Here is a 21871-nt window from a genome sequence, read left to right as displayed (position 1 = left end):
AGTGCTTCTCCTTTGAAGCAACTTCGGGAGCCTGTGCGGGTATGACTTTCAAAGGCCGTCTTTTGTGAACCAAAAGAAGGCCTTCGCGCTTTTCGGGGACGTTCTGTGCGTGGAACCTTCACCGGGACATCGGGGAGCCCGAAACTCAATACCATTTACAGGCACCCTCGTGTGGCTCATAGTCGGGGTATGAAAGTGGCTGGAATTCTCCCCTCAGACGCTCCTGACCCCCGTGCCGAATGGGCCGAGCGCCTGAAATTCATGCCCATTCCGGTGATGGGGCTCACCCCCCAACCGTCATTGGAGGACACCGACAGCGTCGGCGTGACCTACGGCCTAGATGATCGTGGGTACAACGAAATGACGGCGAGCATCACCTATACGCTCTGGCGAAACCCGGATGACCGCTCAGACCCAATAAACCTCGCAGACCTGGACGAGAAAACACGCAGATCGATCGAGGAAGTTCCGCCATGGCCTCGGCCCCCTTGGCTGATCGAGTACGTGGAGCGACTGCGTTACCCGCAACTTGTGGAGGCCGTGCGAACCACCTGGCACCGCGCTCCATCCGAGCGCTCTTCGGTCCGAAGCCTACTGGCTGACCATGTCAACCACATCCTGATGAACCAATTTCGGCAAGAGCTCTGGCCGGGCAGCAAACCATGGGACCAACACGCCCCCACAGTAACCGGCCGGATGATCAACAGTCAGGCTAGGACCGTCGTCGACGGAGTCGATATGCCCGGTGCGGAGGTCGATACGGACCCGTACGTCTACGGTATCGGAGCCCAACTGGCAGACGGCGGCGTGGTGACCGCAGTGCTTCCACGCACTGAGCTCAAGCACATCCAAGTCCAATTCACGCGCCGGAGCTAACGGCCCATCCAAGCACAGCACACCGAGTTTGACGGCCCCTAGGGGAACCGTTTGAGGGAGCACGACAGTGGGGCTGAATCGATCGAATCAGCCCCACTGTCTTTACTTTTTATCCAAAGGTAAAAGTGGGTCCATTTGACCAGCACACTGAGCCATCAACGAGTACGACTGAAGCAGAGTTAGAGCCCCATGGCAAGCAGCTGGCTTTTCTTGCTGGCTTGAATGAATCGAGTGAAGAGTTCCTGATGTATATCTCAGGTGTGACACCCCGCCCTATGGCAACCCTCAGTGGAGGCCAAGCGAAGATCCCCGGGCTCAAAGAGCTCCATGCGAGCCGCGCGCCGGCTGAGTTGCCTGCTCCACGTAGACCTAAAGGTCTACGTCCGGTGGGTGTCGTGGCCATGGAAGATCTCATCAGATACGTCCAGGAAAACAAGACGTTCCCGGTTGTAGGATCCCCCTCACTGGACGGTTGCGAGTCGCTCTGTAGCGGCCTCGGCCCTCCTGCCGCTTGGGTGCCTACAGGGTAGGTCCGAGTCGACCGCATAAGGCCACCTAGCTCAACGCCCAAACGCGAGTTGACGAAATTTCAGATAGTAGCTATATTTTTTTCTCGTAAGAAAAAGAGAACGGAAGTTCCCCCGCTTGAGTTACCTGTTTAGGGGGAAGCATCGTTGCAGTAACACCTGGTCGTCGGACAGCTTGAGACGGCCAGAGCAACACCAGTAACACCTGGTCGTCGGACAGCTTGAGACGGCCAGAGCAACACCAGTAACGCGGGGCGGGCAAGTTGAGAGCATCCTTATGCATTCCTTGCCCGCCCCTATCGTTCGGGGTCTGCTGCCCGTCACAAGGGTCCATTCGTTAGTTGGAGGGCCCAAATAGACAGCTCGTAGTTCACGCGGACATCAAATCCTCCCGGAGCGCTAGCGTGGCCATCAGCAGCCGCCGGGCGGAGCTAGACGACGATAAGAATTCGCCGGCAGAACACGCGTAGGACCGGGTGCGGTAGCGGATCCTCACCGGGCGCTGGACAGCTGTCTCGAGGCAGGCGCATCCAACCACGAAAACATGAGGGTGCTTGGTGCTCTGTTGAGTGAGCTTACGAGTTGATTGGGGCCTTGTCGTGGCGGTCTGCCGGGCACAGACAGCCGTGGGCGACAATGACACCTATGAATGTTGAGCTGCAGGCCGTTTACCAGATAGGCCAAATGGTCTCCAAATGCCCACACTTGGAACCAGTAATTGATTCAAACGACAAGACTTTGCTCACTGATGGACATATTGATATTCATTCTTCTGGCGAGCACAGTAAGGCAACCTTTGAGGGACGTGTAAATGTACAAGTTAAGGGAAGGACGATAGCAGGAAGTGCAAAGCCTCCACGCACATTTTCGATCTCAAAGACCGACCTTACCGGCTACTTGAAGAATCATGGTGTTCTTTATTTCGCGGTGTTCCTCAATCCTAGAACCGATAAGATGGCACCGACATATGTACTGTTGAGCCCGTTCAAAATTCAGCATCTCCTTCACTCAATGGGCCGGCAGAAGCAGATTGGAGTGAGGATACGTCCGCTACCCACCGATCCTTCAGCTATAGAGGGAATAGTGAAGCTGGCCTTACAATCTATGGACGAAAAACCCTCCATGCGGATTGATTCAAGGCAGCTGAAGGATCTGACTAGTATCACCCTCTACACAGATGGAACGCTGAACCTGGATGCTCCAGTAAGACTGACACGTCTCGATCACGACTACACGCTCGTCTTCGAGACCTCCGGGGGCATGGTCCTAGCCGTCGATGAGGAGCTCGTCATCACACCGCCTGAGTATGTTGGTGAAGTGATGACGCTGACCGTCAGTTGCGGAGCTTTTATATTTCACAACCCAACTAGACGGCGAGTGGACAAAGACACTGTTGAACTTGAACTCAGCGAAGGTCTGAAAATACAAAAATCGGGCACCGGACAGAGCTCCACCGGCTCTCTATCGCTGACGATGCGTGAAACTTTGAGGGAGCGGTTTGCTGACCTTGGCTTCTATCTCACCTGTGCAGACAACCAGGTTTTCAGTATTGACGGCGTTGAAAACACAGTTGAGGTAGCCCTAGCCGACGACCAGCAGGAGCTACGCGGCCACTTCGAATACCTGACGACCTTGATGTCCTTGTGCGACCACTTGGGAGTCGATTCAAGTCTTGTTGAGCTGGGACCCTTAGAAGGTAAGAGAGGTGACCGGCTTGTCGGTTTACACGGAGTCATGCTTGAGGGAGAGGAAATTACTGTCCAACATGATGGGCCTGCTGGAAGAATTTTGCAGCCCGTGGGGCGTTGGAGCCTTCAACTGCTTGTTACGCAAGATAGCATCGAAGGCAAGTGGTTGTGCCGCGATCTATTCCATCCACAGCTGCAGCAGCAATTCGTCGCGAGTGGAAAAGATGAAGCAGGAGGGCTTCGAATAGACAGAGTGACACCATACGAATTTTTGGAGGCCGAACATCTGCCGTTCACTCTAAATTTGCATTTGGATAATCTAGTTAATGCCTACAATAACATATTTGAGTACCCGAACGCTGCAGATTATGCCAATCTAACCGTTCTTAAGTTGATTTCGGCGGCAGATATCGTCGATGTTCGAAGGTCGGAGTTCTTGGAGGCCGCATTAGGCCTTAACAACTGGTTGTTATCGAAGCAAGGCAACCTTCCGAATCACCAAATCAACCAGTGGCAGATTATTGCCAGAAAAGGTCAACTCTCAGAGGATCAGCGACTCGAAGTTCGTTCATTAAAGGGCCAAGCAAGCAGACAGGAAATTGACAATTCGGTCCTTGTAGAGACTGCTTGCGCAATTCTGCTTGGCGATGAGGAAGAAGTTGCCTACTGCCTGAGCCGCCTCGGTGAAGCTCAGCGGATCGACTTTCAGAGCTGGCCTATCTGGAATCTGCGTAGTGCATCAATAGCCTGAGCACGGATAACGGCACGTTGATGATGTGCCCTCCCCAGGAAACGCGCCTTCGGCCATGCGCCCGTTAGCCGGTCGATCAGCGTGCGGCGCAAAGTCGCTGGACGCGGTCAACGTGACCGCGGGTCTTAGCTAGGTACGCATGACCCGCACGATGAAATGCGCGATGAGAGGGCCCTAACAGCAACTGCAGGCCGGACTATAGGCATGCCCCTAGTTCGTCGAAGGCACGTTTCATCGCGAACGCTGCCGTCGTCAAAAACGACCGTTTCTGGGTAGCTCCGGTCCAGCTCCCGATCTCGACGCTGACTGCCCTGTTTTGTTAGTCAGAACTGGTTTTCGGAAAGTAGTTTGGTCAGAACTTTGGCGATGAGGTTTTTGAAGTGTCTTTTCATGGGGGCTAAAAGCCCGGCGACCCACTTCTTATCGGCCTTCCGGCGGTGGGATCGCTGCTGCCTTCGCGGGGAGACCGGCTCTGGAGGCAGGCAGGGCAACCGCCGTTAAAGATTGGAGGGTACGGGCGCATGGGAAAGCCCGCCAGATGGGGGATTGGCGGGCTTTCCTGTCTGACACACTAGCGATCCGCGGTGTAAACGTCGAATGTACTGTCTGGTTTGCGTCGGGGATGGGTGAGCTTCGATATGACCGTAACGGCATGTCGGGTTCTGCAGGCGGGGCAATGCGCATCTGCCTCTTCTTGCGGGACACCCTCGGGCTCTCTCAGCGTCCGGGGACGCAGCCCGAGGCCGCGCCCCGGCAGGTGTAGGTTCCGCGGGGGTCCAGTTCTATGCCGGCGAAGAGTTGTGGCAGGGTCACCAGGTGGTAGCCCTTGTTTCTAAGTGCGGTGATGAGCTCGTCCTGGCCGTCCACGGTGGCGGCATGGATGTCGTGTTGAAGAATGATTGATCCGGGTTTCACCAGGTTCATGATTTTGGGGATGAAGACGGCCTTGTTGCGGGACTGCCAGTCCAGGGAATCGACATCCCACATGATCTGCGGTAGTCCGGCGGAGGCGGCAACGCTGGGGTTTGTGGCCCCGTACGGGGGACGCAGGTAAGCCGGCACGACACCGGCAGCGTTCTGAATAGCTGCCTGTGCGTCCTGAACTTCTCGGACAACCCCTGGGGGTTGGAGCTTGGTGAGGTACGGGTGGTTCATGGTGTGGTTCGCGAGTGTGTGGCCAGCCGCCGCTGCCGACTGGGCTATTTGAGGGTAGGAGTTGACGTACTGGCCCTGTTGGAAGAACGTGGCTTTTACCTGGTGCTTTTCAAGGATTTCCAGGAGCTTGGCCGTTTGGGGGTTTGGCCCGTCATCGTAGGTCAGCGCGGCGCAGGCAACGATGTTGCAGTTGATAGGTTCGGCACTTCCGGGTGCGGACGCCGGGGCAATGAAGGGTGTACTGGCGATGACGTCGTCGTGAAGTGCCTGGCCAGTGGGGGCGAGGACTTTGGTAGTTGCGTCGGGGTTGAGGGTAACCGTCAGGGGCGCAGTAAGTGCCGCGCCGGTATCGAGATGCTTACTGAAGGTGACGCTGATTTCTCCGGCCGGTGTGAACGCTACTGCGGAGAGCAGTTCGGCATCCGCGACGGACCCGGTCCCTGCTGGTTGGTGTGTCGAGGGGGTGTTGACCTGCCCCGTCGCCGTGGGCGGCGTCGGTTCCTGCCCTTGCGTCAGGGGCGGGTGGATGGGCACCTCGCGGAGCAACTTCCGCAGCGTGCCGATCTTGTCCGGGTTGATCAGGGCGGCGCTGCCGAAGGCGACACCTGTGCTGAGGTCCTCGTAGGTGATTTCTTCCACGTATCCGGTTGTGACGCCCTGGTCCAGTGCTGTCTGCACGAACCGTGTTCCGACAATGTTTCCTGCGGCAAAAATCACTTCGTGAGTGACCGAAAGGCCATCGCTGACAGGGGCAGCAGCGGTCTCTTGCGCTGACGGTTTATGACGGCCGCCGGCTTGAGCATCCAGGATGTCCAGGAGGCGTGTGTCCAGCCTGGCATTGAAGGCTCCTGCACCGCGGATGTACTGCCAGCTGGCCACCGTAGGGGCCCCGCTTGACGCGCGCACACTCATGTCCACAAATACCGGCATACCCGGATCAAGCTTTCCTGGAGCCGTTCCGGCAACAGCAGTGACAGGCGGGGGAGGCAGCAGAGGCAGTGGAGGTTGGACGGGGTCCGCGGCGGAAGCGGCCAGAACCAGACAGCCAAGAACCGTCATCGAAATCCCGAGGGGCAGGCGCACACCGCTGGACGGTGCCACATGTTTTGCAGCCAAAAAAGTGCACCCTTGCATCGAGACCGCGACGGATTATGGCACCACGATAAGCTACGGCGTAGTCAGATCCCGGCACGAAACCCTGCCGGATCCGTGTCGCGCCGGACGGCTAGGCCTGCAACCCGTGTGCAATAACTTCCATTGCGTGATCGTCAGCCGGCGTCACTGGATCCGGCCAGTACTGTCAGACTGCCCGCGGCTGACCTCAATCCTCGCCGTATCGGCTCTGTGCCCACCAGGCGAAGGCCAGGCCTGCCAGGCCTACCAGGAGGACGCCCCACATGATCGCGGTCAGCCTGCCCAGACCCTGGCCCTCGCCAGCGGAGGCAACCACAGCCACCTCTTTACCGGGGTTCGCGGGATTCGGGATCGGTTTGTTCCAGTTCGATTCCGTGCTGGCTCGCGGTCGAGGCGTCCAGGCGCTCGGTGAGGGAACCGGTGAGTCCGGCGCTGTTATCTTCGGTTCGATGGGTGGAACTGGTCGGTTTTGCGGAGCCGGTGGAGGCGGGAGCGGCACGGGTACCTGCACGGGCGGTGCCGGAGCAGGAGGAGCAGGGGCTGGTGGAGGAGGTGGCGCCGGTGCAGGGGGTGGTGGCGGTGCAGGGGGTGGTGGCGGCGGCGGATCGGGGGCTGGAGCAGGAGGTGCAGGAGCTGGTGCCGGTGGCGGATCGGGCGCTGGTGCCGGCGCAGGAGGTGGCGCCCGTCCGGGTGTCTTGGGCCCCTTTTCCCGTTTTTTCTCGTCCGGAGGCTCCATCGCCACTGCACACAGGGCCAAGCAGGAATCCGCCGAGACCACGGGCGCTGTTACCGCAGCGCCGGCCGACACGGCAAAAACAGCGGCAACCAGCCCGGATAAGGCTGTTCTCCTGACGGCGAGGGAATCCATGGGACCCTTTTTCAGCGTCATGCGGCCCCCTCCGCAACCGACATTGCTTTTGTGTATTCTCCTACATCCCGCCGCTGCAGGGCAACGGCGCAGCAAGGGACCAGGTCCCACAAACACGTCCCATGCGGTTTTCCGGCGGCATGGCAATCTGTAATTTCCGTACTTTCCACCGCCGTGCCCGGCTTAGACATCGCCTGCGCAGACGGTCGCAATTACGACAGGGACACCTGGACAAGGCAGGGCTGGGCTGTGGATGTCATCGACAAGGTGTGGTTGTGGGTGAGTTTGCTGGGGCAGCTGAGCATTTACGTTAGGAGAATCCAATGTTGTACTGATGAGACTTGTGTTTCTCTGCTGGTCCCTGTGGTGGCCGTTGTGGAAGGTTTGATGGTGGAAGATTACGGAACGCTGCGCGGCCCTCTTCCCCTTCGGTGCAAGGAAACTAAGGACTTACTGCTGCCTGGTGCCATCACAGATGAGATGGGTGGATAGATGAAGCGTCGTAAGTCCGTTGCTGGCCGGCGGTTGTTCTCTGTTGCTGCTGCCTTGGTTTTTGCTGGTGGTGTGGTCACTGCTGGTGTGGGTCTGCAAGGTGACGCCTTCGCCGGGCCTGGCGTTTCCCAGTCTGCTGCGGTGCCGTCTGGGTCTCCTGCTGTTACACCGAGTGCGGCAGTGTCGGCATCAGCGGTGCCCCTGCCGCCGCCTGTAGCAGCCCCGGCCGTTCCGGATGCTCCGGTGGGGCCGGTCCTTCCCGCCTCCGAACCGGTGGGCATAGCGGTCGAAGCTATCGGGGTGAATTCTGCGTTGATGGCACTGGGTAAGGAGGAAGACGGGACAGTGGAGGTACCGCCGGGTGATGCGGGCTCCCCGGCGGGGTGGTACAAAAACTCCCCTACCCCGGGAGAGGTCGGTTCCGCTGTCATACTCGGCCACGTCAACTCAACGCAGACCGGCGTTGGGGTGTTTTACAGGCTGCATGAGTCGAAGGCTGCCGACCAGGTTTCCGTTACCCGTGCCGACGGTACAGTCGCCGTTTTCGAGGTTTACCGGGTGGACACCTACGAAAAAGAAAAGTTTCCTACCGTGGAGGTTTACGGGTACGTTGACCGGGCCGAGTTACGGGTCATTACCTGTGGGGGCTACGACCCTTCCAACGGGGAGTTCAACCAAAATATTGTCGTCTACGCGTTTTTGGTCTCAAGTCATCCCGCCTGAGCAGAAATACCGTTTAGATAATTACATCGCTGTAAATATTTTTTTTGCTGAGCACCCTTGTATTTACAGCGGCTGTCCACAATGATCATGACCATACGGGAACATGCTGGGGACGCTGACGGATAGTCTTCGGGCATCTTCCGAAGTCTGTCTCTCATGATCGGTAGGTACTGGGCAATGTTTGATCAGAACTTTATTACCAAAGCTATTTCCAGAAGCGCAGAAAACAGTCTTGACCGCCGGCGCTTTTTCCGAACCGCCGGTCTGGCTGGTCTCGGTGTCGGTTCGGCGGCGATGTTGGCAACAACGGCCGGGGCCGCGCACGCGCAGGACACGGAAGGTCCGAGCGATTCGGCGATTCTGAATTTCGCCCTGAACCTGGAATACCTCGAAGCCGAATTCTATTTGCGCGCCGTATATGGTGAGGGTCTTTCCTCGGATTTGATCGGGGGAACGGGTACTCCGGGTGAAGTAAGCGGCGGACACGCGGTGCCCTTCAAAACCAAGAACATACAACAGTTCGCAACGGAAATCGCGGAAGATGAAAGGGCGCACGTTGCTTTCCTCCGCACAGCATTGGGGGGTGCGGCGGTGTCCCGCCCTGCCATTGATATCGGTGCCAGCTTCACCGCTGCCGCTGTAGCGGCAGGACTGATCAAAGAGGGGGAACCCTTTGATGTGTATGAGAGCGAAGAGAACTTCCTGCTGGGCGCGTTCATCTTCGAAGATGTTGGAGTCACCGCGTACAAGGGTGCGGCGCCCCTGATCGACAGCAAGGTCTTCCTGGAAGCGGCCGCCGGAATCCTTGCCGCCGAGGCATATCACTCAGGGATCATCAGAACCACGCTTCTCGGGCTCGACCTGTCCGCCCCGACAATGAACATCTCGGATCTTCGCGACGCCGTCGATGGCCCCGAGGACGTCGATCAGCCCATCGTCCTCAACGGCACGGCCAACCTGGTACCACTGGATGCCAATGGAATCGCCTTCAGCCGCACCCCGGGCCAGGTGTTGAACATTGTCTACCTGACCCCGGAGTCCGTACGCTCCGGCGGGTTCTTCCCCAACGGAGTCAACGGCGCCCTCAACGGCAGCGGAAACCTCGGTCCCGCACCGGAAGGGGACTTCCCCGCCGGCGCACCTGGCACCGGAGTTACTGGGCCAAGTGCCGGGCAGGGCAGCCAGCCAGACATGGGGCTCGTCGGACTCGGCGCTGGAGCGGTACTCGCTGCCGGGGCAGCCCTGGCAATGCAGCACAAAGCAGGAACCAAAACAGCGGCGGAAAGCACTCCGGCAGCCTCCGAGTAACGCGCTGGTTCAAAGAGCGTCAGGGTAAAAAACTTCCCTGCGCACCGAGCTCCACAGATGGCCCTCATGCCGCAAGACCGGACATGAGGGCCATCTGCTTTATTGTCACTCCTAAGCTGCAGCTGCAAGGGGCAGCTTCCACGCCGACGGTAGGGGCAACGGCGGAAAGGGGTGAGCACTTGCAGCCAGGCAACTTTGTTGGGCCATTGGGCCGGGGACGTGTTCAGGGAGGGTCTGTAGGGCTGGCCCCACTGGCGTCCACTTGGGGATAAGCGCAAGCACTGGAGGAAGAGTTGTGACAAAAGTTACTGCACATCACGGATTGTTCAAGGACATCAACCTGCACGCGGACGACACCGGGGGTTCTGGTCGTCCGGTGGTTCTGATTCACGGGTGGCCGCTGTCCGGGGAAGCGTTCTCGGCCCAGGTCCCGGCTCTGCAGGAGTCCGGGTATAGGGTCATCACTTATGACCGGCGGGGTTTTGGCCGCAGCGACAAGCCCATGGCCGGGTACACGTACGAGACCCTGACTAAAGACCTACATATGGTTTTGGAGCAACTGGACCTCCACGATGTCACCCTGGTTGGTTTCTCCATGGGCGGGGGAGAAGTCGCCCGATACTTCAGCCTCCACGGGGCGGAGCGGCTGCGCAGTGTCGTCTTCGCGTCCGCGGTTCCGCCCTTCATGATGCAGGGTGAGGACAACCCTGACGGGCCACTGACCAAGGAAGCCGCGGCGAAGATGACCGCGGACCTGACCAAGGACGAGGACGAGTTCTACGACGGGTTCACCCGCGAGTTTTTCTCCGTCAACGGTGAGCTGAAGGTCAGCGAAGACCAACGCCAGGACGCGTTGGCGTTGTGCAGGCAGGCCGACAAGAAAGCTGCACTGGCGTGTATGGAGGCGTTCGGCGGGACGGACTTCCGTGATGACCTGCTCACAGTAACCGTCCCGGCACTCATTCTCCATGGTGACGGGGACGCCACCGTGCCTTTCCCCGGCTCAGGCCAACGAACCCACCAAGCCCTGCCCGGCAGCGACCTGCACGTCATCGCCGGCGCCCCGCACGGATGCAACGTCAGTCACCCCGAGGAATGGAACGAAGCGCTGATCCGGTTCCTGGCCAAATAATCCCACCAGCAACACAACAAAAACAGCCGCGGGTCCGGCGAAACGGGAAGGGGCTGGGGATACTGACCGTCCATGGTCAGAGACGGCGGGGCGACATGGGCAACCTCTGTATACCGCAGCAGTCTCTAATCGTATGGATCTCACCAATACTTCCGGCACCCTCACTCCACTGTGAGGGTGCCTTTCATATTGGCGTGGAAGATGCAGTGGTAGGGGTAGGTTCCTGGTTCGGTGGGGGCTGTGAAGGTGGTGGTGCCGACTTTGGTAATGACGTCGAAAGCGCCCGCGGTGTCTGCGGTGATGGAGTGCGCTTCGACGTCTTCGTTCGTGACGGTGATTTCCGCTCCGGGGGCCACGGTTTCCGTGCCCTCGTACTTGAATCCCTTGATCAGTATTTCCGCCGGAGCCGCTTCCGCAGAGCCCGTGGCTGTGGTTGAGGGAGTTTCTTCTGCGGTGGCGGTGGCAGTGACGGCGGGGGCTGATGGGGATTGTTGTGTGAGTGTGGGTGCTGCTGTGCTGTCGGACCCGGACATGCCCGAGCTTGTGCAGCCGGACAGAACCAGTGCCACTGCTGCTGCGGTGAGACCGAGTGCGCTGCCGGTTCTGATGTTCTTTTTCATGAGTGGGCCTTTCGTGGGAACTGCTGTAACGTGCTGGTGCCGACGCAGCCGCTGAGGGCCAGGGCCAACAGAAGCCCGGCTGCCGCGGAGGCTTTCAGGCTTCCACGGCGGCCGGGCTTCTTGTGTGTCACTGGGTCGAACCGGTCAGTTCGTGCTTAGGCTGCTGCGCCGGCGGTGCGGCGGCGGACAACGTATGCTCCGCCGGCCAGGGCGGCGAGGACCATTCCACCACCGAGTGCCAGGGCGCCGGTGTCGGTGCCGGTCTCGGTGACACCGGTGTCAGCGCCACCTGCGGGCATCTTCATCTGTCCGGCCGTCAACGTTCCGCAAAGCGCCGGTGAGGTTGCTGCCAGGGGCAGTTCGGGAACGAGGTCGGACTTAGCTGCCGCGCCGGCCGGGCTGAGGGTCGCCGGGTCAAGACCGTGCACAACGACGACGGCGGTGCCGGCTTCGAGGGCGGCCTTGGTCTCGGGGTTCAGTTCGAACGTACGGTCGATGGTGTAAGCGGCGCCCTGTCCGGCGACCTTAAGGTCAAGGCCGGCTGCGGCGCTGGTGTCGCCACTGGTGGAAAGGGTGGTGACGATGCCGCCGTAGTTGGGTGCACCTTCGGTGGTGGAGATGACCTGATCACCGTCCTTATCAGCCGAGGGATCCGGACAGGTACCCTGTGCGCCGCCGTGGATGTGCTGGACGTGCGGGTATGGTGCGTCCATGAAGGTCGCGGGCATACCCGAAACGTTCAGCAGAACGTGGGCCTGGTTGCCCGTGACATGAACTTCGATGGTGCCTGACCCGGAACTGCCGTTGAGCTGGCCCAGGGTGGACTGGTAGGACTGGTCAGCGGCCATGGCCGGCGATCCAGACAGGGCAAGTGCGCCCAAAGCGAGGGTAGGTACTGCCATAAAGCGGAGTGTCTTGTTCATTGGAATATCTCCTCATACACGCGCGTGTGATGGTGGACGCCCCAAGGTAGGGGACACCGGTACTTCGAAGCAGACCCACCCCCCGGATGGGTGAGAATGTGTCCCGAACCACAATCCAGGGACCTCATGCGGGGTAAACCCGTCAGAGCGCTAATGGATGCAGGCCCCGGGGATATATCCACGGTCCACGGTGGGTCTTTCGCTGCAGCAAAGCGAGGCCTGTCAGTGCCATTGCGCCGGCTATGGCTTCTGCGACGGCGGTGATGACCTTAGCGGAGTACCAGACCGGTTCATACATAGACGGCAACGGACCCACTGCCGGGATCTGCATGTAGCGGTAGAAAATGACAGCTGCCAGAGAAGACAGGGCAACTACAGCGGCGACTGCGAAAGCGGTCCGCGTTTTTTTCAGCAGCACAAATATCGCGGCGAGAATCGCGGCGCCCGCCTGGACCAAAAACAGGGTCCCTTGGCCGATGCCCCCTGGCGCGGCCTGCCGGTAGCCGGCTGCGAGCTGGATGTGGATGATGGCACTGAGGACCAGTGCCGCGGCGGTGCAGGTCCGGACTCCCCACAGGTGACCGGAGCCGGGTACGGGGATATGTTCGCGTTTCACTTCACGACCAGCATCGCGGTCATTTGTGGGTGAAAGGTGCAATTGATGCCATAGTCACCGGCACCAGCCGGGGCCTGAAAAATAACCGTCCCGCCTGCCGGGACTTCGACGTCGAAACCGCCGTCGTCTTCAGCGGTCAGGGTATGCGGGGCACTGTCCTCATTGGTCACCACCACCATGGACCCGGGCTTCACGGACGCCGGAACGTCATAGGCGAAGTCCTTGATCGTGATGATGTTCCTGACGGTGCTTTCCGAAGCCGCCGGGGAGGATAATGTGGCGGACGGGCCCGAAGACGTGCCACCCTGAGCTCCGCAGCCCGTGAGAGCTGACAGAGACACAGTCGCAACAACGGCCAAAACATGGTTGCTGAACTTCATGACAAACCCTTCACTGAAAGGGATGTCCTCCACGCACCCAGACGGCGCGTCCATCAGGAACCTGCCCCTACACCATATTCGTCTCGCGCACCGTCAGGGATGGCCCGCCCGGCCCGCCTTTCCGTCGCGGGCATCTTCAAGGTGGCTTAGTTTCAGAGCGGTGTAGCCGCTTTATCGGGCCGGGTATTGGCTGGTTTTCAGTGCCCGTGCAAGATGTGCAGCGTTGCGGGCGAGCCCGGCGTGGGTGGAGGCCACAGGGTCAGGGACTTTTTCGAGGTCTTTGTAGTCCACGGTCTGCATTGCTTCCCCTACCCAGTAGGTGCCTCCCTGTGCGGGAATGGTGAAGCCGATGTCGTTCAACGCCTGCATCATGTCCGCGATGGTTTTGTGGGCGCCGTCTTCATTGCCGACGACCGCGACGGTTGCTATCTTTCCGTACATGATGGGCCGGCCCTGATCGTCGGTTTCGGACAGGTCAGCGTCGAGGCGTTCCATGACCTGCTGGGCGATGCTGCAGGGGTGGCCCATCCAGATCGGTGTGGACAAAATGATGATGTCGGCGGCAAGGATGCGTTCGCGGATGGCGGGCCATTGGTCGCCGTTGCCCATGTCGACCTGCACTCCTCGTTTCACGTCGTGGTCCACGATGCGAATCGATGAGGTGGTGACGTTTTGCTGTTCGAGTTCCTCCAGGATATGTCTGGCCATGAGTTCGCTGCTTGAGGGTTCCGGGGAAGGTGTGAGGCTGCAGACCAGGGCGATGGCAGTCAGATCAGGCATCGGTTGTGCTCCATATCAGAGTAGTTGCGGTCGCCGGAACTGCGCCGATCCGGCACGAGCAGTGGTACGGGCCGCGGGAAGGCCTTTGGCCGAGAAAAGCTGGCCTGCTTAGCAGTAGACCATGAGGAACAACTCTGGTCCACAGCTGGGGAATCCGTCACCAGGTCCCGGTTCTGGCTGACGGTGTTGACGAAGGCGGAAGGGGGGAGCCCTGCAAACCGGACCAACTTTGCCGGGTCATCGGCCAGGGACCTGATCAGGAAGAGTCTGTAGGCTGGCCCCACTGGGGTCCACTCGGGAGAGAAGCGCACGCACTGGAGGAAGAGTCATGACGGAAGTTGGCACCCATCAATAACAGCTGCAACGCAATCACCGTCATCGGTGACAGCACAATAAAGGGATGCAACTCGTCCGTAGTGATCCCGAAGGGCCCGGTCGTTATCGTGATCGACCACGGTGGTAAGAACGTCATCAACCACCACACGAAGACCGTGATCCACAACAACGCTGCTCCGACCCACTCCAAGGTCGTCACGGCCCGCAACACGGCCGGCAACACGGCCGGCAAAACGGGCGCTGCCAAGGGCGCTACCTCTGCTGCTTCCGCCACTGGAGTTGGCGGAGCCCTCGCAAAGACCGGCACTGATTCGTCGCTGTTGCTCATGCTTGGCGGCCTGCTCTTGGGAAGCGATCTCTTCCTGGTAGCACGCCGGACCCGCACCGCGCGTAACTAACTAAGAGGAGTGCTGGCCGGAGCCCGAAACGGTGCTCCGGCCAGCACTACCAAGGAATGCGAGCAAGAGCGCTGCTCCCAAGAGCTTGCGACGCTCTTGTTTTCCTGCGTCTTGCCTAGACTCCCCTCCTACCTTGGCGCAAGCAAGGCCAGTGACTGAGGCAGGGGATTTATGACTACATGGATGGTTTAGCAGTGGCGGCCAATCTCTGGAACGAGCATGAAGCCGAGCAGCAGGACCCGCGTCGGGAATGGAGGCTGTAGATGGACGATCCGAGACAAGCAGCGCTCAAGCTGATTGAAAAGGACCACTTGTACCTTCAGAAGCTATGGCTGAGGTACTGGGCTAATGGTGGAGAAGCACAGCAGTTAGAGTTCGAAGCCTACTTGCATGGGACGCACGAGCTGGACCCCTTCGATTTGAAAATCCTCAAGTGGGCGCTAGAAGAAATCAACGCCTAGGTCATTTGCGTTGGCATATTGCTATGCAAGTCCTACCTATAAACGCTTCGCGCTGAGCAGCACTGGATCCTGTCTCATCTATGGATCCTTTGCCCGGACAGACACACTCAGGCCTTACAAGGGAGGTGCGGGAGTCGAGTATCTGCGGTGCGGGGCGAGAAAACCGCGGTTTTTTGCGGCGCTGAATGTCATCGCGGTGCCCGTACTAGAACTGGGAGTGTCTGAGTGACGGAGCTTGGCTGCCCAACCGGCAAAAGCCAATACCGTAGAAGAGAAGGTCAGCACATCGACCGAAGCTCGCTGACCGTGCCCACCGTCATCCTCGCGGAAAAGCCAGGCACGCCCCCCTCGTTCGCGGATGCCGGCAACAAAGCCAACAGCGGCACTGTTGTCCACGCGTTCATCGTGCCTTAACAAGCAGCAAAGCAAAGGCGGTAACCCGGCCGCGGAAGAGTTGAGCTTAGCGAGCAAATGGATCGGTGAGTAGCCAGCGCGGACGTTTTCGGTACATTCTCCGTCGGCGCCGAACTCGTGCAGCCATTGCTTGCCCAGCCCGTGGCGGCGAAGGTTCACAGTGTCCACCAAGGGTGCCACGGCCACGACTCCGCCGAACGAGGCGGGGGAAAGGAGTGCCGCAGCCGTGACCACCAAGCCACCGTGGGAGGCACCGAAAGCCACGGTCAGTAGGGGCGTGGTCCAGCCTTCATTTGCCAAGTAGCCGGCGGTGTCGATGAGGTCCTGAATGGTCCGCATCTTCCGTGGCCCGCGTCCGGCGTCATGCCATGCGGCGCCCAGCTCGCCGCCACCGCGTAACTGCGCCGCTACGTAAACACCGCCGCTCTCCAACCAGGCCGGCACGCTCGGTTCGGCCTCTGTCCTGTGTTTGAATCCGAATCCTCCGTAGCAGGTGATGATGAGCGGCAGTGGCCGCAAGGGTCTTCCGTCGGGTCCAAGATCCGCTGCTCGAACGGAGATGATGAGCGGGATTTCGACGCCGTCACTTGCAACGGCTTTTTTTGACCGGTGAACGATGGTGTGGGGCGGCCCTTCGGGCTGCTCGATCGTGTGGGCCGGCACCTCTACACAGAAGACACCCGACGGACGTTCCGGAGAGGCCGTGTGGACCCACAGAACCGTTGCGTTGCCGTCGTCGTGCACGGCGAAAGACTTCACGTACTCCGCTGGAGAAAGTCGGTGTACCGGGTGATTGTCGAGTGTGAGGGTGCTGCCTTCGTTGTTCTCCACTATGGCGAAGCGGGTGGCCGTAGTTGGGGCAGTTGAGGTGCAGGGGGAGACCGCCCGCCACGTGCCACCAGCCAGCTTCCACAATCTTGTCCCGGCCCCCGGGCTCTTTGCCGCGAGCTGAAGGACATCATCTACGTGGCTCAGCGAGAACCGGCATCCGGTGGGGTCACCCAGGTCCGGTGGAAGCTGGAGCTCCTCGCTGTGCCCTGAAGCGAGGGAGCAGCGTCTGATCTTCTGATGCGGGGGAATACCGGTCAATACGCACACGCCGCCACCGTCCGGTTCCCAGGTTGGGGCGGCATACCACACTTGTACGCCAAAGATCCGGGCCGGATCGGCCCCCACAGCGAGAACCCAAAGGTCCGCCAGCTCACTTTGGGGCGTGCTGAGCAAAGCCGCGACTAGTGTTCCGTCAGGGGAAATAGTGAATCCGCGTACAACGGTGCCAGGAGGCGCTGGAAGCCGGACACCCGGCGGGGGAGTAATGTCCACGGGGCCACGGCGGGCGTTCCAGGCTTCACGGAGATCCGCTTCCGGAGCCATGTACAGGGACGCGAATGCTTCGCCTGGCCCTCGCCAGAGAAAGGCCGCCTGTCCGCCGGCGAGCTGTGGGAGTCCCTGGCGGGGGGTGGCGTCCCATCGCTCCAGGAGGGAACGGTAATGCGGCCGGAGTTCCGTGCCCGGAATCTCTTCCGTCCCAGGATTCATTGTTCCCATGAAGCTCACCGGCCCACTGTCTCGCCCGGCACCGTTTCCAGGGCCGAGAGCCAGGCGAGGTGGCCGCCGTCATGCAGGGGACTGTCCAGTGTGATGGTGCGCAGAGGCCGTCCGGGCGCTGAGGTGTCTACTAGATGCAGTTCACCGTGGCCGCCACGGGTCACGGCAACGAGTTCCGATGACGGCGAGGCGGCGACGGCGCGCCGCTCGGCGTTGTCCCACGGCTCATGACCAGGCTGCGGGGCTCCATTCATGCCGGGCAGTTCCCAGGTACCACGCAGTACCGGAGCGCCCGTCTCCAACGGGTCGAGGTGGTGCACCGAAAGCTCGTCACCGTCCGGATGAACGCGGGCGGTCGCGATGCCGGTGGCTGTCAGCGCGAACCGGAAGACCAATCCGTGACCCAGCGGTGCGGTCCGCGTCAGCCCGGTATCGACGTGGTGGACCCACAGCGTGTTAGCCCAGCCGGCCCAACTGCGGGGCTCCCCGCCGCCGTCTCGAAGGACGCCCACCAGGACACGTCTACGTGGGCAGAACCGCAGGAAGTAGGCGCGGCCGGGCGCATTCCATTCGATGATTTGAAGGGCCTCCGGCTGTGGATTACGGATGTCAAAGCGCTCCAGACCCTGGCCGGTGGCAACGAACATGGTGCCCGTGAGGGAATCGAAGGCATCGCCGTGACCGTCAGGGGAGGCATCGGCCCGTAGCCCCTGCATGGGTGCGCAGTGCACGCCTTCGGCCAGGATCCGCTCGATGCTGAAGGATTCGATTCCGCCGGGTTCACGGTGGCGAACGACGGCGACTGGCCCCTCGGGCGTTTGGCCTACCACAACGCCCGGCTCCCCCGCCCGGGTCCGGATACGGCGCGAGGTGGGGCCGCCCTCGGAGCCTACATCCACAACCGTAAGGAGGTCGCTCCAAGGTTCCCATGACAAGCCAAGCCCGGTGGTGACGGCGATGAAGCGACCAGAGGGGTCGCATGCCAGATGCTCTCCAGGGATGGCTACGGGGATGATGCAGGGCGGCGTGTTTGTGAACGCATCGGCGATGACCAGGGCCCCCCCAGCGTCGTCAATGAACGCGCACTTTCCACCACCCAAAGGCAGGAAGCCGGCGTGCTCCGCCAAAACGATGGAGTCAAGGCGGTGCTGTACCGCCCCAGAATCCGGGTTCAGGAACTGGATGTTCCCGGCCTTTTGGTCCGCGACGACCAGGATTTCGGAGGTCATTGACTCCTCTTTCGCTTGAGTTGAGAATGGTTCTCATTAATTATAGTGTGACGGTGTCGCCGCAGATGCGGTGACGTCCAACACCACCGAAAGGAGACCAACCATGGAAAAGACCACGGTTTTGGTTGAAGTTGAAGAGACCGAGCAGCTGGCACACCTGTCGGCAACGCACTCGAACGCACTGGTCGAGAACCCGTTCGACTAGTCACTAGGCCAGGGGGCGGGCGCGCCGGCGTGTCCGCCCCCTTAGCTGTACCGACATCCGCGCAAACTTCCGGAAGGAACCATGGGCACCGCAGTAGAATCCTTTGAGGTCGCGGGAAGAACAACAATCCGCAGTGGTGACGGCGCCTTTTTTCATGTCCCGCCTGAGGCTGGTGTCGGCCAGTTGACGGCGTCACATGTTGGCGATGAACTGCTTGCCGATGAACTGCGCCGGCGCCGCCGCGCAGGTGCGCGTCCCCTTGCCGGACGGGATCGAGTCGGGCTCGTGGCGACCGATGGCGTTGCTGCCGCACTCCTGCCGGTACTTCAGGAGGCAGGGGTGGCCGCAGCCGGCACTGACGGCGGAGAGCCCGGATCCGTAGGACTGGTCCTTCATCTGGCGGCCACACCCGCTGAGCGGAATCGCTTTGACGATCTGCCAAGGAGTGGGGCGGCCGTGCTCCGCTTCTACGGCGAAGGTGAAGTGGTCTTTGTAGATCCGCTGTGTCTTGAGCCGGGAGACCCGACAGGGTGGCAGGTACTTCGGCGCAGGCTCGCTGCCTCACCTGCGCCCGCAGAGCTGAGAGCCTGGCTGGACACTCCCGCTGCCTCCGCAGATTTCACTCCGCGGGACTCCGCGATGGACCTTCTTGCGGCCAGACTGCTTACGGTTGTGACCGCCTGGCAACAGGATTTACCGTCACTTGACACATATCGGCGCACCCTCTGGCGGCTGGACACCCTGACGTTGGCAATCAGCGAACACCCCGTTCTGCCCTTTCCGGAGCCCGCGAGCTTGGGCGCCAGCGTGCAGAACCCGCCGCGATGAAGCCCGCCAACGCGCCGGATGACCTGGAGATCACCGCTGACGACGGCGTTCGGCTCACCGCAGACCATTATCGCGTCTCGACGGGAAGGGAAGTCCCTGGGACGGTCCTGATCCGGACACCCTATGGCCGGACCCAGTATGCGGACCAAGCCTCCGCATGGGGCCGCGCCGGATATGACGTAGTAGTCCAGGACGTCCGTGGGCGCTACGGCTCAGCCGGCGAATGGAAGCCCTATGACAGTGAAGGATCGGACGGTGCCGCAACCGCCCTTTACCTGGCCGGGAACAGGCTACTCAGGGGCGAACTCATTCTGGCTGGAGCCTCCTACGATGCACACTGCGCCCTTGAAACGGCGCGGGTCCTGGAAGCCAGGGCCGCACTCAAGCCATTGGCAGTGGTGGCAATGGTGCCGGCACTGGGCCTCTATGAAACGGCTCGAGAACCTGATGGCACACCGCGGTTGCGGGACAGAATCGGCTGGTGGCACCAACACGGTTTCGGTCGGGAATCCCGCCAGCCTTTGCACACCGCAGAGCTCCAGCGGATGCACCGGGAGGCTGAGGAGCTGGGGATGGACTGGGTGCTTCACGGCCTCATGGACGACGCTCGGTATGGTTCGGGTACCACCGCGGCATGGAGGCGGCTCTGGGACGCCCCGCCAGCCGATCTTCACGGCCTCTACGCACAGCTTTCCACCCCGCTCCTGATGATTTCCGGACAGCGGGACTTCTTTGTTGCCGAGGCCCTGGAGCTGACCCGGGCCTGGGGGAGCGGGGCGCCGGGGACCATCGTGGAGACCCTGTGGGGGCCCTGGGGACACGGACTGGTCAACGACCTGGACGCGGTAACTGCCGCCGTGCTCGGCGAGCAGGGCGGCCTGATGGCCCGGATCAAGGAATTCCTGGACGCCGCCAGCGGAAAGAATTCAGCTGATGCCCTGACCCCGGCCACAACGGCTGGAGGGACCCGCCCGCCAGTCCTTCGCTGGGAGCCCGGCGGCCATCCAAGCACTTGGCGTTGGATGCCCACCACCGCGGCTACGCTGCAGCGCCAACTGAACAACCTCGGAGAATCATGACCACAACAGCTGAAGCCCTCGGCCTGCTCCCCTTGCACACTCTGGTGGATGAGCAGACCGGAATCATCCGCAGGGTTCGTCCCGTTCTCACCCCGGAGAACGCCCCACCCGCGTACACCTCCATGACCGCGGAAGTTTCGAACGCGCGCTGGCTGGGTGACTGGCCCGCCGACCGCGTCTCACTGGGCACCACGTTTGGTGACAGCCGGCAAGCCTGGATTGCGGCCGTCGCCGAAGGCATGGAACGGTACTGCGGCAACTTCATCCCCGCAGACCTGCCGGACCACCACTACTTCACCGGGACGGTCCGTGACCTGACAGCATCAGGCCGTGCCGCCGTCAACACTGAAGAACTGCCGCAATTCGCGGACTGGCAGTTGGAGCGTGACGCCTTCCCCTACCGCAATCTCGACGACCACACTCCCGCGCTGTGGACAGCCTGCAGGCGGGAATCGGACCAGTCGGACGTGTGGCTTCCGGCGAGCCTCACCCTCCTGAATTGGCGGCAGCGGCGTTTCCGTGACCTCCCACGGATCCATCATTTGAACTACGCCGGGATTGCCACCGGTCAGGGCCGGGCGGACGCCACGGACAGGGCTGTGCTGGAAACCATCGAACGCGACGCCCTGGAAATCTGGTGGCACCTGGACGGTCCCGCCCGCGGCATCAGGCCCGAAAGTGTTCCCGGGCTGGTGGATGCAATGGCCGGTTGCCGTTTGCAGCATTGGTTGGTGGAAATGCCCAGTGAGTTCGCCCCGTGCATAGCGGCCTTGGTCTTCGATCCGGACACGGGCGTGTATGCCGCCGGATTCTCATGCAAGAACGATCCCGCTGAGGCCGCACGCAAGGCAGTCCTGGAAGCTGTCCACACCTGGATCTACTCCCAGGGGGCCACCGACGCCGATGGCTGGGTTTTTCAAGCAGTCAAGGCTGGGCTCATGGCCAAAGGATTGTATCTGGAGCACCGGGAAGACCGCCGGTATCTCGATGATGTTGGGCCCCAGTTCGGGGCGGTCCGTGACCTTGGTGCACATGTTCAGGTATGGCTGGATCCCCGGACGCACGGCCTCGCCGAACGCTTCACCAGGCCCCAGGGAGGGTTGGTGGATATTGCTGCCGTGGATGACGTGTCCATGCCGGAGCTGTACAGGCGGCTGGAATCGGCCGGCCACACTGTATATACCCGCGACCTGACCACTCCGGACGTCGCAGTGACCGGCCTGAGTGTGGTCCGGGCCGTGGTGGGCGGGCTGGTTCCCAACGCGCCGGCCGCCTTCGCCTACTTCGGCTGCCCACGGTTCAGTACAGCTGCCCTCAAACGAGGTTGGCGTCAAATGGCGCCGACCATGCCGGAGGACTTCACACTCACGCCGCCTCCCCACATGTAATGGGCATCCCGC

At 61.0% G+C, this 21871-nt stretch carries 21 protein-coding genes; 11 read left to right on the top strand and 10 right to left on the bottom strand.

Annotation, left to right across the window (positions count from 1 at the left end):
- Window positions 1-189 precede the first annotated feature (189 nt).
- Both ACWA13_RS11265 and ACWA13_RS11260 read left to right on the top strand, forming a co-directional pair.
- Window positions 190-876, top strand: coding sequence for a hypothetical protein (locus ACWA13_RS11265; RefSeq protein ID WP_463934127.1), 687 nt, complete (start codon window positions 190-192; stop codon window positions 874-876).
- Window positions 877-2048: 1172 nt separating this feature from the next.
- Window positions 2049-3842, top strand: a complete 1794-nt coding sequence (locus tag ACWA13_RS11260; protein ID WP_463934125.1) for a hypothetical protein — start codon at window positions 2049-2051, stop codon at window positions 3840-3842.
- Between the two features lie 717 nt (window positions 3843-4559).
- Here ACWA13_RS11260 and ACWA13_RS11255 read toward each other — a convergent pair.
- The 3 genes from ACWA13_RS11255 to ACWA13_RS11245 all read right to left on the bottom strand — a co-directional run bounded on the left by ACWA13_RS11255 (window position 4560) and on the right by ACWA13_RS11245 (window position 6880).
- Window positions 4560-6113 (bottom strand): polysaccharide deacetylase family protein, encoded by a 1554-nt coding sequence (locus ACWA13_RS11255; protein ID WP_463934123.1) that lies wholly within the window; start codon window positions 6111-6113, stop codon window positions 4560-4562.
- Between the two features lie 205 nt (window positions 6114-6318).
- Entirely contained in the window at window positions 6319-6447 is a 129-nt protein-coding gene (locus ACWA13_RS11250; protein WP_463934121.1) for a hypothetical protein, read from the bottom strand.
- A gap of 10 nt (window positions 6448-6457) precedes the next feature.
- Entirely contained in the window at window positions 6458-6880 is a 423-nt protein-coding gene (locus ACWA13_RS11245) for a hypothetical protein (RefSeq protein WP_463934119.1), read from the bottom strand.
- Window positions 6881-7671: 791 nt separating this feature from the next.
- Here ACWA13_RS11245 and ACWA13_RS11240 point away from each other — a divergent pair.
- From ACWA13_RS11240 to ACWA13_RS11230, 3 genes are all read left to right on the top strand, one after another.
- Entirely contained in the window at window positions 7672-8214 is a 543-nt protein-coding gene (locus ACWA13_RS11240; protein WP_463934117.1) for a class F sortase, read from the top strand.
- Between the two features lie 156 nt (window positions 8215-8370).
- The gene (locus ACWA13_RS11235; RefSeq protein ID WP_463934115.1) at window positions 8371-9522 is read left to right on the top strand and encodes a ferritin-like domain-containing protein; all 1152 of its coding nucleotides are present in this window, start codon (window positions 8371-8373) and stop codon (window positions 9520-9522) included.
- 295 nt (window positions 9523-9817) lie between these two features.
- Complete coding sequence (locus ACWA13_RS11230) at window positions 9818-10654, top strand: alpha/beta fold hydrolase (RefSeq protein WP_463934113.1); 837 nt, start codon at window positions 9818-9820, stop codon at window positions 10652-10654.
- A 161-nt stretch (window positions 10655-10815) separates the two neighbouring features.
- On the opposite strand, the gene ACWA13_RS11225 is transcribed toward ACWA13_RS11230, so the two are convergent.
- From ACWA13_RS11225 to ACWA13_RS11205, 5 genes are all read right to left on the bottom strand, one after another.
- A complete protein-coding gene (locus tag ACWA13_RS11225; RefSeq protein WP_463934111.1) occupies window positions 10816-11274 on the bottom strand; it encodes a cupredoxin domain-containing protein in 459 nt (152 codons plus the stop codon).
- 155 nt (window positions 11275-11429) lie between these two features.
- Window positions 11430-12197, bottom strand: coding sequence for a hypothetical protein (locus ACWA13_RS11220; RefSeq protein WP_463934109.1), 768 nt, complete (start codon window positions 12195-12197; stop codon window positions 11430-11432).
- Window positions 12198-12339: 142 nt separating this feature from the next.
- Window positions 12340-12813, bottom strand: a complete 474-nt coding sequence (locus ACWA13_RS11215) for a hypothetical protein (RefSeq protein WP_463934107.1) — start codon at window positions 12811-12813, stop codon at window positions 12340-12342.
- Window positions 12810-13193: a cupredoxin domain-containing protein gene (locus tag ACWA13_RS11210; protein WP_463934106.1), complete on the bottom strand. Its 384-nt coding sequence runs from the start codon at window positions 13191-13193 to the stop codon at window positions 12810-12812. Before ACWA13_RS11210 ends, ACWA13_RS11215 begins: the two co-directional genes overlap by 4 nt.
- 171 nt (window positions 13194-13364) lie before the next feature.
- A complete protein-coding gene (locus ACWA13_RS11205; RefSeq protein ID WP_463934105.1) occupies window positions 13365-13973 on the bottom strand; it encodes a flavodoxin family protein in 609 nt (202 codons plus the stop codon).
- A gap of 338 nt (window positions 13974-14311) precedes the next feature.
- On the opposite strand from ACWA13_RS11205, the gene ACWA13_RS11200 reads away from it, so the two are divergent.
- Both ACWA13_RS11200 and ACWA13_RS11195 read left to right on the top strand, forming a co-directional pair.
- Entirely contained in the window at window positions 14312-14707 is a 396-nt protein-coding gene (locus ACWA13_RS11200) for an LPXTG cell wall anchor domain-containing protein (protein WP_463934103.1), read from the top strand.
- A gap of 263 nt (window positions 14708-14970) precedes the next feature.
- On the top strand, window positions 14971-15168 hold the full coding sequence (locus tag ACWA13_RS11195) for a hypothetical protein (protein ID WP_463934101.1): 198 nt from the start codon (window positions 14971-14973) through the stop codon (window positions 15166-15168).
- 114 nt (window positions 15169-15282) lie between these two features.
- Here ACWA13_RS11195 and ACWA13_RS11190 read toward each other — a convergent pair whose 3' ends face one another.
- Both ACWA13_RS11190 and ACWA13_RS11185 read right to left on the bottom strand, forming a co-directional pair.
- A complete protein-coding gene (locus ACWA13_RS11190) occupies window positions 15283-17121 on the bottom strand; it encodes a prolyl oligopeptidase family serine peptidase (protein WP_463934099.1) in 1839 nt (612 codons plus the stop codon).
- A gap of 14 nt (window positions 17122-17135) precedes the next feature.
- A complete protein-coding gene (locus ACWA13_RS11185; RefSeq protein ID WP_463934097.1) occupies window positions 17136-18359 on the bottom strand; it encodes a hypothetical protein in 1224 nt (407 codons plus the stop codon).
- Window positions 18360-18462: 103 nt separating this feature from the next.
- On the opposite strand from ACWA13_RS11185, the gene amiA reads away from it, so the two are divergent.
- The 4 genes from amiA (at window position 18463) to ACWA13_RS11165 (ending at window position 21859) form a co-directional block, all read left to right on the top strand.
- Window positions 18463-18564 (top strand): streptamidine family RiPP, encoded by a 102-nt coding sequence (gene amiA, locus ACWA13_RS11180; protein ID WP_242703463.1) that lies wholly within the window; start codon window positions 18463-18465, stop codon window positions 18562-18564.
- Window positions 18565-18645: 81 nt separating this feature from the next.
- Entirely contained in the window at window positions 18646-19392 is a 747-nt protein-coding gene (locus ACWA13_RS11175) for a hypothetical protein (RefSeq protein WP_463934095.1), read from the top strand.
- Window positions 19389-20471, top strand: a complete 1083-nt coding sequence (locus ACWA13_RS11170) for a CocE/NonD family hydrolase (protein WP_463934093.1) — start codon at window positions 19389-19391, stop codon at window positions 20469-20471. The genes ACWA13_RS11175 and ACWA13_RS11170 overlap by 4 nt, the downstream gene beginning before the upstream one ends.
- Complete coding sequence (locus ACWA13_RS11165; protein ID WP_463934091.1) at window positions 20468-21859, top strand: YcaO-like family protein; 1392 nt, start codon at window positions 20468-20470, stop codon at window positions 21857-21859. Before ACWA13_RS11170 ends, ACWA13_RS11165 begins: the two co-directional genes overlap by 4 nt.
- Window positions 21860-21871 lie beyond the last annotated feature (12 nt).

The organism is Pseudarthrobacter sp. TRD_SC_9, from assembly GCF_055361265.1.
This window is presented reverse-complemented; position numbering and strand designations above follow the sequence as displayed.